This is a genomic window from Nocardia altamirensis NBRC 108246 (genome assembly GCF_001612685.1).
Taxonomy (GTDB): domain Bacteria; phylum Actinomycetota; class Actinomycetes; order Mycobacteriales; family Mycobacteriaceae; genus Nocardia; species Nocardia altamirensis.
On sequence record NZ_BDAY01000040.1, the window covers coordinates 73583 to 86361 of the forward strand.

The window sequence follows — 12779 nt, forward strand, 5'->3', positions numbered from 1 at the left end:
ACTCCTTGCTGGATGCACTCACGGAAACATCGGCACGAGACACACACCTAATGGTGTCTCACAGAATGACAGCATGACCGTTTGGTCGTAAATATCGCCTACATCACTCACTCGCGTAGTTGTGACGTAAATTTCCTTCGCCACCGCCGCGCAACACGTCCGGCCTGTGCCGTTGCCGCTTCTGCACGCGGTTCGTGCCGAGTGGGAACTGGTGGCGGGGGCCTCTCGGGCGATGCCGCCACCAGTTCCCAGTGATCAGTCGACCAACTCCAGAACGGGAGTATGTGGGGTGAGGCTTAGGAATTACTCCTGAATTTGGCGGCCTGCAGCGCGACGGAGTCGAGGAGAAGTTCGAGACCGAGTTCGAAACGATCGTCGTGGATGGCCTCGGCGAAGTGCGGCAGAGCGGCTGCCAGATGCGGGTAGTCCGCCGGTGTCGCGGCCAGGTATTCGCGCGTTGTCGCCGCGAGGTCACCGGCACGGGCCCGCTCGTCCAGGCCCTGGGTGATGGCTTCGAGTGCGGTGGACCCGAGGACCAGATGGGCGAAGCCGAGATAGGAGCGGGCGGCGGTGCGGTCGTCCATCCCGGCGGCTTTGAGGGCACCGAGGCCGAGGTCGACGATGCGGAACTCGGCCTCGCCGCGGGTGACGCGAGCAGCGGCCAACGGTGCCAGGCGCGGATGGGTGAGGTAGGCGCGACGGACGCCGAGTGCGAGCCGGCGCAGTGTGGCGCGCCAGTCCGGTGAGGGCTCGATATCGGCGACGGCTTGGGCGAGCAGCTGATCTGCCAGTGCCAGGAGTAGTTCATCCATGCTGCGGAAATGCCGGTAGATGGCGGTGTGGTCGACGCCGAGATCGGCACCGAGGGCTCGGATCGTCAGCTTGTCGGGGCCCTTCCGCTCGACCAGCTCCATCGCGGCGTTCAGCAGCACATCGCGGCTGAGAAAGCGGGCTTTCCCGGCGTCTGCTGCCTTCTCGCCCGATGCGTTCTGGGTCCCCTTTTTCGCGGCCACCCTCGTAGTATGTCAGATTGCCCACACTGTTGTCACCATTGGTGACAACTATGTTGACACCTTCGGTGCCGACATGCATGCTGTGCTTGGAAATCTCTTTGGGTCAGCAGCATCAGTGATCGAGGAGGGCCGAGATGGTGGTAGACGCTCACTTTCACCTGTGGGATATCTGGCGGCACGACTACCCACATCCCGATGACCCCGCGGTCCAATCGTCGCGACACCTCGTCGGGCCGATGGAGTTCACAGCGGTGACCGCACCACATCGGATCGAGGCGGCCGTCTTGGTACAGGCGCTCGCCTCCGAGGAGGAAACCCGCTACCTGCTCGCGCATGCCGTCGCGAATCCGCTGATCGCCGGTGTCGTCGGCTGGGTCGACCTGACCGCACCCGACGTGGACGCACGGCTGGCTGCGCTGAACTGCATCGCCCTGACGGGCATTCGGCACCCCGTATGCGATGAGCCAGATCCATGTTGGCTACTCCGCGACGACGTCATGCGCGGCCTGCGCGCGCTCGGTGCGGCGGGACTGGTCTATGACCTGCACATCAGCGAACGCGAGTTGCCCGCCGCCATCGAGGCGGCCGCCCGGCTACCCGAGACGCGGTTCGTGGTCGATCACCTCGCCCTCCCCCGAATCGACGAAGGGGCGAGCGATCCATGGGCCGCGCACCTCAGTTTCCTTGCCACCCTTCCCAATGTCACCGCCAAATTGTCCGGCCTGATCACCCAGGCGAACTGGACCTCGTGGACGACCGCCGACCTCGTCCCGTACACGCAGCACGCCATCGAGGTCTTCGGCCCGGACCGCCTGATGTTCGGTTCCGACTGGCCGACCAGCGCCCTGGCCGCCCCTTACGAGCAAGTCCTCGAGACCGCCGAGGCTCTCCTGAACGGCTTGAACCCTGCCGAGCGTGCCGCCGTCATGGGCAACACCGCGCGCCGCGTCTACTGCCTCCCCGCCCGGCACGCGGCGCACACGGAATAGCGCGATCTCGAACCATGCCGAATGGCAGGACCCGAGGCGGTCCGCTACCGAGGGGACCTCGCCTCATCCGGGAACGGCCGGACATCACACCAGACTTGGAGACGCCATGACCACCAGCTCAGCGCGAAATGTCTTGATCATCAGGAACGTTCGAGTGTTCGACAGCAGAGCAGGCCGGTTGTCGACGCATCCGCAGGTGGTTGTCGTTCGTGACCACAGAATCGAAGCGGTGCAACCTCTCGGCCCGGTACCGGCGGCAGCGGAGCCAGGCGCCGTCGTGATCGAGGGCGACGGTCGCACGCTCACCCCGGGGTTGATCGATGCACACTGGCATGGGTTCATGGCCGCCGTGCCCAAGGAGGATCTCGCGACCGCCGATATCGGGTACGCCCATGTGCTGGCAGGCAGGACCGCGACACAGACACTGCGGCAAGGATTCACCACCGTGCGGGACATGGGTGGGCCGGTGTTCGGCCTCAAGCACGCCATCGACAATGGAAGTATCAGTGGGCCAAGGATTTTCCCGTCCGGCGCGATGATCTCCCAAACCTCCGGCCACGGCGACTTCCGTCCGATCTCCGACCTCCCCAGGGGCCGCACCGGCGGGCGCGGCTTCGCCGAGGTGGCAGGAGTCGGAATCGTCGCTGACGGCACCGCCGAGGTGTTACGCGCCGCCCGTGAACAACTCATGCAGGGAGCCAGTCAGCTCAAAGTCATGGCGGGCGGCGGCGTGGCCTCCGATCACGATCCGCTCGACGTCACCCAGTACGACGAAGCCGAACTGCGCGCGGCCGTCGAGGCAGCCGAAAACTGGGGGACTTACGTCGCGGTGCACGCCTACACTCCGCGCTCGGTGCGGCAGGCCATCCGCGCGGGAGCCAAGTCCATCGAACACGGCCAGCTGCTCGACGAAGCCACCGTCGAACTCATGGCAGCACAAGGTGTTTGGTGGAGCCTGCAACCGTTCCTCGACGACGCGGACGCACCGCCGATGCCACCGGCCAACCGCGCGAAGCTGTTACAGATGGTGCGCGGCACCGACAACGCCTACGGCATGGCCAAGAAATACGGCATGGCCGTCGCCTGGGGAACCGACATCCTCTTCTCCCCCGAACTTGTTGCCCGCCACGGACATCTACTCGCCAAGATGACCCGCTGGTACACCGCCGCCGAAATCTTGACCATGGCCACCGCCACCAACGCCGACCTCCTCGCCCTGTCCGGCCCCCGCAACCCCTACCCCGGTGAACTCGGCGTCATCAAACCCGGCGCCCTAGCCGACCTACTCCTCTTCGACGGCAACCCCCTCAAAGACATCACCCTCCTCGAACGCCCCGAACAAGCCCTCACCCTCATCATCAAAGACGGCACCATCATCAAGAACACCCTCATCGAAACCCCAACGAGCCGAACGATTCACGCCTTCGCACAGTGAGAAGGTGGCGTCGCCCAGCGCGCATACGTCTGCTCCGGGGTCACCGTGATCACGTCGAGTTGCTTCACCAACATCTCCGGCACCTGGCCGCCTGCGAAATGCTCGACGCTCGGCACTATGATCGCCTCAGCCGCCAGGCGGAATGCCTGGGCTTTCAGACGGGCCAGAGGTGGCCGCCCGAACTTCGGGTCATAGATCACCATGTCGGCGAAGTCATATCCGAGACGTGTTGCAAGCCTGCGGATTCGGCTCTGGTCCCAAAGCTCTGCCGCCCCGGACAAACATAGCAAGAGGAAGGACTTTCTACGGTGCTCCTGCGGCCTGGCGACGAGCCAAGACTATGGCCAACTCTGTTCGCCCACTGTCAGCGTTCGGCGTTCCATCTGGAGCAGCGAGACTCCTACGCGGTACCAGAAGAGGCCGAACGGATTCGCCGCTATCTCTCCGGAGAGGAAGCGGTACCCGCGCCTAGCCGGGAATGGCCCGACCTCATCCATGAGGCCACCAGCAGGGGCGTATCGATATCCAGAGTGCGAGTGGTTACCGTGCCGCACACCGACTATCACCGCTGGCTGCTTTCGGTTACCGGGGTACGGGTGAACGATGGTGAAGATATCCGCTATCTGCCCCGCCACCTTGCGGGCGAAGTGCCCTCGGATGATTGGTGGCTCATGGACGCTGCACAGGTGGCGTTCAACCTGACCACCGAGACTGGCGCGCCTGCCGGGCTCGCCCTGACTACCGATCCGCGAATTGCTGCCCACTGCGAGGGAGTACGCCAGCGCCTATGGAAGCCAGCAATCCCCTACGCCGACTACGTCAAAAGTGAATTCGCCAACCCGTGACGAATAGCGTTTACGACACCACTGGACCAACTGACCACGGAGGATTACGAGACTGCTATCAAGGGCGCCCCGAGCGGAGAGGACCTACTTTCGGTGGAGTTCCGTCCAACTCGCGACCTATTGCGAGAGTGCCGACACGAAGCGTTCCGATTGGAGGTCCGGGACTCCGAGTACGGATGATGTGTAGCCGCGGCCACGACTGTGGGTCAAGCGCCGCCCAATCGGGGCTTGTGCAGTTGCGGCTTGGTTCCTGTGGCGGGTCGGGCGGTGGTGCTCACTGGTTCTGGTACTACGGCGGTTTGGGTGTCGGTTCGGGCGGCGGCCTTGGCGTCGACCTCGCGGCGGGCGAAGGCGATGTCGCGGGCTGTGCGTACTGACAGGCGGCCGAGCGACGTGGCGGCGAAGAACAGGATGAGGGCGCCGAGACCGTAGAAGAAGGTCAGGTGCAAGGCGGCGCGTTTCAGGTCGGAGGTGGCGACCGGGTCGCCGAGGGTGCCGATGTTCAGCAGATCGGTCAGGAACGGTCCGATGATGAACCACAGGCCCGCTGCTGCGGCCAGCCATCCGCCGAAGCCGGCGATGAGGCGGTTGCGACTTGTCAGCATCAGCAAACCGCCGATGACCGCGGTGGCGCCGGGGAGTACCTCCAGCCAACCACGCGCCGATGTCCACGCCCAGGAGTCGTCTGGCGTGAACGCGAAATCGAAGTAGGGCCCGAGGAACGGGATCAGTGCGCCCCAGATCCCCAGCAATAGCACCGCGAGCCCGCCGAGGGCTCCCCGGCTACGCGGGATTCTGAGCGCCGGGCCTCGGTCTGCAGAAACGTTGTCGACGTTCATCAGAGCCTCCATTCATCGAAGTAGCTGCCCTTTACCGCCTACCCTCAGTTCACAGACTTATGCACGGGTTGCATAAAGGAGGCTACTCCCACGTCGCTCAGAGACTCAGTGGCGAGCTCAGGTCGTAGACGGTGGTGCCACCAACCGTCGTCGAGGCGAAATGGGTCTGCACCCACGTGGTGATCTGCTGGCCGACTGACTTCGTTCCCCCGCTGTTGTCCGCACCTCCGTCGGGGCCGCGTTCCGGGCCGTCGCCCGTTCGACCGTCGCGTCCTGGGCCGTCACTTCGAATGAAGTAGCGGATGTCGCCGCCCGCCACGTATTGCTGGAATTGCGCCAGCGTGGGCGAGTTGTCCGAGCCACTGAAACCACCGATCGCCATCACCGATTTCCCGGTGTCCAGTTCCAGGCCGACTGCGCCGTGTGAGCCGACGGTGGCCGCGGCCCAGCGAGAGGTCGTGTCCTGCAACAAGGTTTCCAAGACAGTGTTGGTGCTTGTGTTGTCGCCTGGGCCACCGGGCATCCCCGCACTCGCGCCTACGGTGCTCGGACCGGAGGTGGGTATCGATCCCGAGTGTGGTTGTGCGGCAGTGTCGATCGCGTAGGCCGTGGTGCCACCGAGGCCGAACAGCAGCCCGGCGGTGACGAGTACGACGGTGAACTTGCGCAATTGGTGACCGCCTGCGATCAGCACCGCGGCGACGGCGAGAGCGCCGATCAGCAACACCCAGCGCAACCACGGCAGCCAGTCATGCGTGCGATCCAACAGGATGTAGTTCCAGATACCGGTCGCCACCACCATTGCGCCGAGCACCACCCGGGCGGCCAAATACTCTTTGCCGCGCCACAATTCGTACACGCTGATCGCGACGACCGCCGCGATCGCCGGGACAAGTGCCACGGTGTAGTACGGGTGGATGGTGCCGCTCATGTAGCTGAATACCAGTCCGGTCGTCACCAGCCAGACGCCCCACAGCAGCAGTCCGGCGCGCGCGATCCCTGGCCAGCGTGCATGGTGTCCCGGACGGCTGAACCACAACCCTGCGACCAATCCGATCAGCGCTGCGGGCAGCAGCCAGGAGATCTCGGTGCCCATCGAGTCGCCGAACAGCCTGGTGATGCCGGTGCTGCCGCCGAACGCAGCGTTGGCGCTTCCCCCACCCGGACCACCACCATTACCTTCGCCGCCGACAATGCGGCCGAGGCCGTTGTAGCCGAGCGCCAGTTCCCAGAGGCTGTTGTTCGTGGAGCCACCGATATAAGGCCGCGACGCCGCGGGCCACAGGCTGACCAGTGCGACAAACCAGCCGCCGGAAATCACCATGGCGAGGCAGGCGATCAGCAGCTTGCCTATCCGTTTCCAGATGCCGCCGGGTGCGGCGACCAGGAACACCAACCCGAAGGCGGGAAGCACGAGGAACGCTTGCAGAAGTTTGGTGAGGAAGGCGAATCCGACTGCCGTCCCGGCCAATACGAGCCAGCCCGTACTGCCGGACGCGGTGGCGCGCACCATGCAGTAGGCGGCGGCGACCAGCAGCAACACCAGCAGTGCGTCCGGGTTGTCGAACCGGAACATCAGCGCCGCAACAGGAGTCAGCGCGAGGATGGCACCGGCGAGCAGGCCTGCCCCATGTCCACTCCACCGTTTCACCGCGCTGTACAGCAATGCGACGGACCCGACGCCCATCAGCGCCTGCGGAACCAGCAACGACCATGGGCCGAACCCGAACAGCCTGCCGGACAACGCCATCACCCAGATCGCCGCGGGCGGCTTGTCTACGGTGATGGCGTTGCCCGCATCCAGCGAACCGAACAGCAGGGCCTTCCAACTCTGGGTGCCCGCTTGGACGGCGGCAGCGTAGAAGTCGTTGGCCCAGCCGGAGGCACCCAAGCCCCACAGATACAGCACCGCGGTGCCGATCAGCAGCGCCGCGAGGCTCGGTCGAGCCCAGCGCGGTGCCCGGGACACCGGACGGCTCGGCCATTCGGTGTCCGGCGGGCGGGCGGCAGTCGTCATACCGTCGATCGGGGCGGCAGTTGTCATACCTTCGATGGTTGTGTGGCCGACTATGTGCGCCGTTGGTCCTCGCTATGAGGCAGCTGTGTGCAATGGACCCGGCAGTCGCACGGTGAACTCGGTGTTGCCTGGAACGCTGTCCACTTCGATGGTTCCACCGTGCGCCTTGACCACCGCGGCCACGATGGCGAGCCCGAGGCCGGTGCTGCCCGTTCGCCGCGACCGAGACGAGTCGCCGCGAGCGAATCGTTCGAAGATCTCCGGCTGCAGCGCGGCAGGAATGCCTGGGCCGTCGTCGATCACCCGCCATACCGCACCGCCGGATGCATCGGCCGTCAGTGCGGTGGTCACGGATGTGCCTGGGCCGGTGTGGGTTCGGGCGTTGGCGAGCAGATTGCTCAGCACCTGGTGCAGTCTCGCCCCGTCACCGGCCACCACCACGGGGTCGGCGGGCAGGTCGAGGTTCCATCGGTGGTCCGGGCCCGCGGCGTGCGCATCGCTCACCGCGTCGACGGTCAACCTCGACAGGTCGACCGGTTGCTGTTCCAGCGGCCGGCCCGAATCCAGGCGCGCCAGTAGCAGCATGTCCTCGAGCAGGTGCGTCATCCGGCCGGTCTCCGATTCCACTCGGCCGAGCGCGTGCGCGACGACGGCGGGGACCTCGTCCCGGTTGCGTTGTGCGAGTTCGGCATAGCCGCGGATCGCGGTGAGGGGCGTGCGCAATTCATGACTGGCGTCGGCGAGGAACTGGCGGACCCTGGTCTCGCTGGCTTGTCGCGCGCCAAGCGCCTCGGTGATGTGGTCGAGCATCCGGTTGAGCGCCGAACCCAATCGACCGACCTCGGTGCGCGGGGTGGCATCCGCAGCCGGAACCCGCACCGGCAGTGTCACTTCGCCGCGATCCAGCCGCAGATCGGCGACCCGGTCCGCGGTGTCCGCGACCCGGTTCAGCGGGGTGAGCGCGCGGTGGACGATCAGCATGCCCACCGAGGCCGCCGCGACCAGGGCAACCACCGTGACGGCCACCAAGACCAGCGCCAGCCGAATCAGCGTGGCCTGCACGTCCGCCAACGGCATTCCGATGACGATGATCTCGCCGGACTGGTTGTACTCAGCGATCATGCGGTAGCTGCCCATGCCGCCGATGGCGCGGGTCGTCGGGTTCGCACCAACCGGTACCGCCGCCATCGCCGCACTCGCAGTGTCCGACAACGGCTCTCGGGAAGAACTGGAATTCAGTTCGCCGCCGGTGATGACCCTGCCGTTCTCGACGACGGCGCCGATGGTGCCGATGGGCTGGCCCGGCCGCCCGAGGAACTCGGGTCCCGGTCCGGTCACCGGGCCCATCGGTGGATCTCCCGGGGGCGGACCGGGGTCCCAAGTGACGTCGTGCGCCGTCCGCTGCACGACATCGATCAACTGGCTGTCCAGTCGGCTGGTCAGAAACTGTTGCAGCGCAAGCTCGGTCGCGACGCCGATGCCCGCACATACCACCGCGAGAAGTACCACCTGACCTACCAGGAGCCGCGCCCGCAGCGACCACGGCCGGCGCAACCAGCTTCGGCCCGGTGATCCCATCTCAGAGCGTGGGTTTGAGCACATAGCCCGCGCCGCGCAGGGTGTGGATCATCGGTTCGCGCCCGCTGTCGATCTTCTTGCGCAGATACGAAATGTAGAGCTCGACGATGTTGGAGCGGCCGCCGAAATCGTAGCGCCACACTCGATCCAGGATTTGCGCCTTGCTCAACACCCGCTTGGGATTGCGCATGAAATATCGGAGCAGCTCGAACTCGGTCGAGGTCAACGTGATCGGCTCCCCCGCGCGGGAAACCTCGTGGCTGTCCTCGTCGAGCACCAGGTCGCCGACCACGACCCTGGCGCCGTCGGTTTCGGTGGTGATCCCGGTACGCCGCAGCAACGCACGCAGCCGCAGGATCACCTCTTCGATACTGAACGGCTTGGTGACATAGTCGTCACCGCCCGCGGTGAAGCCCGCGATGCGGTCCTCCACCGAATCCTTTGCGGTCAACAGCAATACGGGCAGGTGCGGAATCTGCGCACGGAGTCGGCCGAGCACCTCGAGCCCGGTCATGTCCGGCAGCATGACATCGAGCACCACTACATCCGGCCGGACTTCACGCGCCGCGACCACCGCGCCAGCGCCGTCGCCCGCTGTCGTGACCGACCACCCCTCGTAGCGCAACGCCATCGACACCATCTCGGCCAGCACCGCCTCATCGTCGACGACGAGCACGGTGACGGGAGCACCGTCGGCACGGTGCATCACGACACGTTCCACCGGGAGACCGGCATTTCCAGCGCTGATGGTGGACATCTGCACATCGTGTGCGAGCGAGCTCGGGCGTGACTGTGCCGTAGCTATGTATTCGCTGTGAGCCACCTGTCGGGGTGTGCGCTTATCCGATGCACAGCATGGACAAAGTCGCCACCCATCCGCCGACGTTTGACTACATCCCAGGTCACACCGAGTACGTGACCTACCGGGCACCGTCCGGACTCGCGAATGAAAGGTCCCGACCAGATGACAACGAAGAACACCGCACGCAAACGGACCGCCGTCAAGATCGCCGTCGCCGGCGCGCTGCTTGCCGTTCCGACGGCACTCGTTGCGGCGCCCGCGTTCGCTGCGGCACCCGCCAACGACCAGGCCGTCCTGCAGCTCACGCATGGGCCGCAGCAGGGCCCGGATCAGCATCCTGGCCCGCAGCCCGGCCCCGACAAGCAGCCCGGCCCCGGTCCGCAACCGGGCCCTGGCCCGCAGCCCGGCCCGTTCCCGCTGCCGCCCACCGGTAGCGCATAGCCAGACCTCGCGAGATGGCTCCTCGCCCCTGCCGCCGAGGGGCCATCTCGGGGGAGCCTGTCCCCTGCCGCCCGAGGGGGGCATCTCGACGGTGCCCATCCCCCGCCGCGCGACAGGCCGTCTCGAAGGTGCCAGGCCCCGCCGCCCGAAAAGCCAGTCCGGCCCTTTCCGTCTGGCGGACCATCTCGGAGGTGCTCGGCCCGCGGATGTCGGCGCGTTTGCGGTTCGATGCCGACCTCGGCGGGCTATTCTCCGTCCGGTCGAGCGTTTCCCTTCGGAGTGAAACGAGTTGCCCATGGCCGGCAGGGTTCGACGAGCAGTCGTGGTGTCGGCCGGGTTGACGGCTATGGTCCTTGTGGGCAGCGCGGCCAACGTGCCGCCAGTCGCGGTCGCCGACGATTTCGCCGCCTCGCCGGCAGCAATGTCGCCGGGCGATATCCTCACCAGCGAGCCGCTACAGATGGCGCTGTCGGTACCGGTCGATCCTGGATCGTTTCCCGCCAACGCGCAGCGAATCGTCTACCGCACGACCGACGCCAAGGGTGCGCCGACCACCGCGATCGCCACGGTGCTCAGCCCGATTCTCCCGTGGCGCGGCATCGGCGAGCGGCCACTGGTGAGCTTCGCGGTCGGCACCCATGGGATCGCATCCCATTGCCGCACTTCGGAATTGATGCAACGCGTGCTGACCCATCGCCCACCGTTCGATGTTTCCACAGAGTACGAGGCGGTGTTCCTCGGTGCGATGCTGTTGCGAGGCATCGCGGTAGTGGTCACCGATTACATTCCCAGCACCTATCTCATCACCGCAGCCGAAGGACACGCTGTCATCGACGCGGCGCGGGCCGCACAACGGCTGCCGGACGCCGGTATTCCAGCGCGCGGGCCGATCGCGTTCTGGGGTTACTCACAGGGCGGGCACGCGGTAGGCGCCGCCGCCGAGCTGGCTGGATCTTATGCACCTGAACTCGATCTCAAGGGCTCTTACGTCGGTGCACCACCGGTATCGCATCTGAACCTGTTCAGGTACGCCGAGGGCGGAATGTCGCTGGGCGCGGGCGGTTTCTTCCTGAAATCGCTCATCAGCTCCTACCCAGAGCTGGCCGCGGCAGTCGACGAGATGCTCAACGACAAAGGCAGGCAATTCCTGGAAACGACTACCGCCCAATGCGTCGGCGGGGCGATGCTGAGTTACGGCTTCCAGCCGTCCGATTCGCTCACCAAGGACGGCCGACCGATGGCACAGGCGCTCGAAGCCGACCCGCGGACGGCTCAGGTGCTCGAGGACATGATGCTCGGCGGCACCGGACCCACTGCGCCAGTGCTGCTTTCGACCGGGAGCAATGACGACCTGGTGCCCCCTACGGACCCGCGACAACTCGCACGCACCTGGTGCGACAAAGGCGCCACGGTTGACTTGGTCGACCTGCCGCTCCCAATGGTGTTGCCCGGCACCATCATCGGACACACTGTCAACGCGCCGATCGTCGGATTCACCGAGGCGCAGGATTGGCTCAACGACCGATTCAACGGTATCCCCGCACCTTCCACCTGCCACTGAGCAGTCCCCCGCTGCTGCTATGCGCCGAGATACGCTCCGCCACGAATCGCACCTCTCGGCACATTCGAGGAAGCGATCAGGCGACGGCGTACGGGAAGGCCGCGGCGCGGTGCTGGAAGGAGAGGATGCGCAGGTTCTGCACTCGACCCTCGCGAATCTCGATGGCACGGCGGATGGTGGCGTTGCCGTCCCAGCCGTCAGGCCCGGCCATCACGATCGGCAGGTATTCCAGCAGCGCTTCGGAGTTCTCCCAGGTGGCGGAGTTCCACAGGTAGGAAGGGCTGTGGTCGACGCCGTAATAATGCAAGTCTTCGCCGATGGTGAACATCGGGTCGGCGAACGATGTCGGTCGGGCCCATTCGAAGCCCATCCCCTCGTCGCAGGAGACGTCGACGAAAAGCGTGCCGCGCGCGAACAGGGGTAGGTCCTCGTTGTTGACGAACATCAGCGGCTGCTCGGTGTCCTGGAGGATGCAGTTCACGACAATGTCGTACTGGGCGAGCATTTCCGCGAGCGGTCCCGGTTCCGGCGCTTTGAGGGCCAAGGTGCGACTGGGGTTCGCGGGGTCACGCTCGAAATGCTGCATCCGCACCGACGCGAACGGCGAAGCGACCGCGGACACGCTGCGCTGGGTAAGCACCGTGACATCACTGATGCCGAGCGCGGACAGCGCACGAACGGCACCGCGGGCGGTCGCACCGAAGCTGATCACCGCAGCACGCATTCGCCGCCCATAATCCCCCGCGGATCCCCGCAATTGCAACGCATGCAGGACCGAGCAGTACCCCGCCAGCTCGTTGTTCTTATGGAAGACATGGACGCTGAAGTTGCCCTCTTTCGTCCAGTGGTTCATCGCCTCCCACGCGATCAGGGTGAGACTGCGGTCAATGGCCAACTGCGTCATCCGCTCGTCCTGCACGCAGTGCGGCCACCCCCACACCACCTGCCCTGGACGCAGATTCTCCAGGTCTTCGGGCAGCGGCTTGGGCAAGAGCAGCACGTCGCACTCGGCGAAGAGCTCCGCACGCGAGCGATGGCCGCCGATCAGCGGCGCCAAGTGCTCATCGGTGTACCCGAACCGGTCACCGTAGCCACGCTCGAGGAAAACGCGATTACGCAGTGACGGATCGATCCGGTCGAAGTGTGCGGGGTGGATCGCCAGTCGGTGCTCGTCCTCTTTGCGGGAGGTCGCGACTACACCGATGGTCAGTTGCTTCACTGTCTGAGCCTACGCGTGTTTCGACGACCACAAGGACTGG

12 protein-coding genes are annotated in these 12779 nt (G+C 65.6%); 5 read left to right on the top strand and 7 right to left on the bottom strand.

Annotated features, from left to right (window positions below; all coding sequences use genetic code 11):
• Positions 1-296 precede the first annotated feature (296 nt).
• A complete protein-coding gene (locus tag NA11_RS21655) occupies positions 297-1013 on the bottom strand; it encodes a TetR/AcrR family transcriptional regulator (protein ID WP_218023356.1) in 717 nt (238 codons plus the stop codon).
• Between the two features lie 134 nt (positions 1014-1147).
• On the opposite strand from NA11_RS21655, the gene NA11_RS21660 reads away from it, so the two are divergent.
• The gene (locus tag NA11_RS21660) at positions 1148-2002 is read left to right on the top strand and encodes an amidohydrolase family protein (RefSeq protein ID WP_218023357.1); all 855 of its coding nucleotides are present in this window, start codon (positions 1148-1150) and stop codon (positions 2000-2002) included.
• A 106-nt stretch (positions 2003-2108) separates the two neighbouring features.
• Positions 2109-3437 carry a metal-dependent hydrolase family protein gene (locus NA11_RS21665; RefSeq protein WP_069163781.1) on the top strand — a complete coding sequence of 443 codons (1329 nt, stop codon included), beginning with the start codon at positions 2109-2111 and terminating at the stop codon, positions 3435-3437.
• Here NA11_RS21665 and NA11_RS21670 read toward each other — a convergent pair.
• Positions 3419-3640 carry a hypothetical protein gene (locus tag NA11_RS21670; RefSeq protein WP_084654909.1) on the bottom strand — a complete coding sequence of 74 codons (222 nt, stop codon included), beginning with the start codon at positions 3638-3640 and terminating at the stop codon, positions 3419-3421. The genes NA11_RS21665 and NA11_RS21670 overlap by 19 nt on opposite strands.
• Positions 3641-3745: 105 nt before the next feature.
• Between NA11_RS21670 and NA11_RS47215 the strand changes: the two genes are divergently transcribed.
• On the top strand, positions 3746-4282 hold the full coding sequence (locus NA11_RS47215) for a DUF6879 family protein (RefSeq protein ID WP_369691146.1): 537 nt from the start codon (positions 3746-3748) through the stop codon (positions 4280-4282).
• Positions 4283-4488: 206 nt separating this feature from the next.
• Here NA11_RS47215 and NA11_RS21680 read toward each other — a convergent pair whose 3' ends face one another.
• From NA11_RS21680 to NA11_RS21695, 4 genes are all read right to left on the bottom strand, one after another.
• Entirely contained in the window at positions 4489-5121 is a 633-nt protein-coding gene (locus tag NA11_RS21680) for a hypothetical protein (protein ID WP_245746038.1), read from the bottom strand.
• Between the two features lie 97 nt (positions 5122-5218).
• Positions 5219-7138: an ArnT family glycosyltransferase gene (locus NA11_RS21685; RefSeq protein WP_069163813.1), complete on the bottom strand. Its 1920-nt coding sequence runs from the start codon at positions 7136-7138 to the stop codon at positions 5219-5221.
• Between the two features lie 72 nt (positions 7139-7210).
• The gene (locus tag NA11_RS21690; protein WP_069163784.1) at positions 7211-8740 is read right to left on the bottom strand and encodes a sensor histidine kinase; all 1530 of its coding nucleotides are present in this window, start codon (positions 8738-8740) and stop codon (positions 7211-7213) included.
• Positions 8718-9422, bottom strand: coding sequence for a response regulator transcription factor (locus tag NA11_RS21695; protein ID WP_167837700.1), 705 nt, complete (start codon positions 9420-9422; stop codon positions 8718-8720). The genes NA11_RS21690 and NA11_RS21695 overlap by 23 nt, the downstream gene beginning before the upstream one ends.
• A gap of 258 nt (positions 9423-9680) precedes the next feature.
• Here NA11_RS21695 and NA11_RS21700 point away from each other — a divergent pair, with 258 nt between their 5' ends.
• Both NA11_RS21700 and NA11_RS21705 read left to right on the top strand, forming a co-directional pair.
• Positions 9681-9959 carry a hypothetical protein gene (locus tag NA11_RS21700; protein ID WP_141717754.1) on the top strand — a complete coding sequence of 93 codons (279 nt, stop codon included), beginning with the start codon at positions 9681-9683 and terminating at the stop codon, positions 9957-9959.
• A gap of 295 nt (positions 9960-10254) precedes the next feature.
• The gene (locus NA11_RS21705) at positions 10255-11520 is read left to right on the top strand and encodes a lipase family protein (RefSeq protein WP_084654913.1); all 1266 of its coding nucleotides are present in this window, start codon (positions 10255-10257) and stop codon (positions 11518-11520) included.
• Between the two features lie 76 nt (positions 11521-11596).
• Here the strand turns inward: NA11_RS21705 and NA11_RS21710 are convergent, their stop codons facing one another.
• Positions 11597-12739 (bottom strand): N(5)-(carboxyethyl)ornithine synthase, encoded by a 1143-nt coding sequence (locus NA11_RS21710; protein ID WP_069163788.1) that lies wholly within the window; start codon positions 12737-12739, stop codon positions 11597-11599.
• Between the last annotated feature and the right edge of the window lie 40 nt (positions 12740-12779).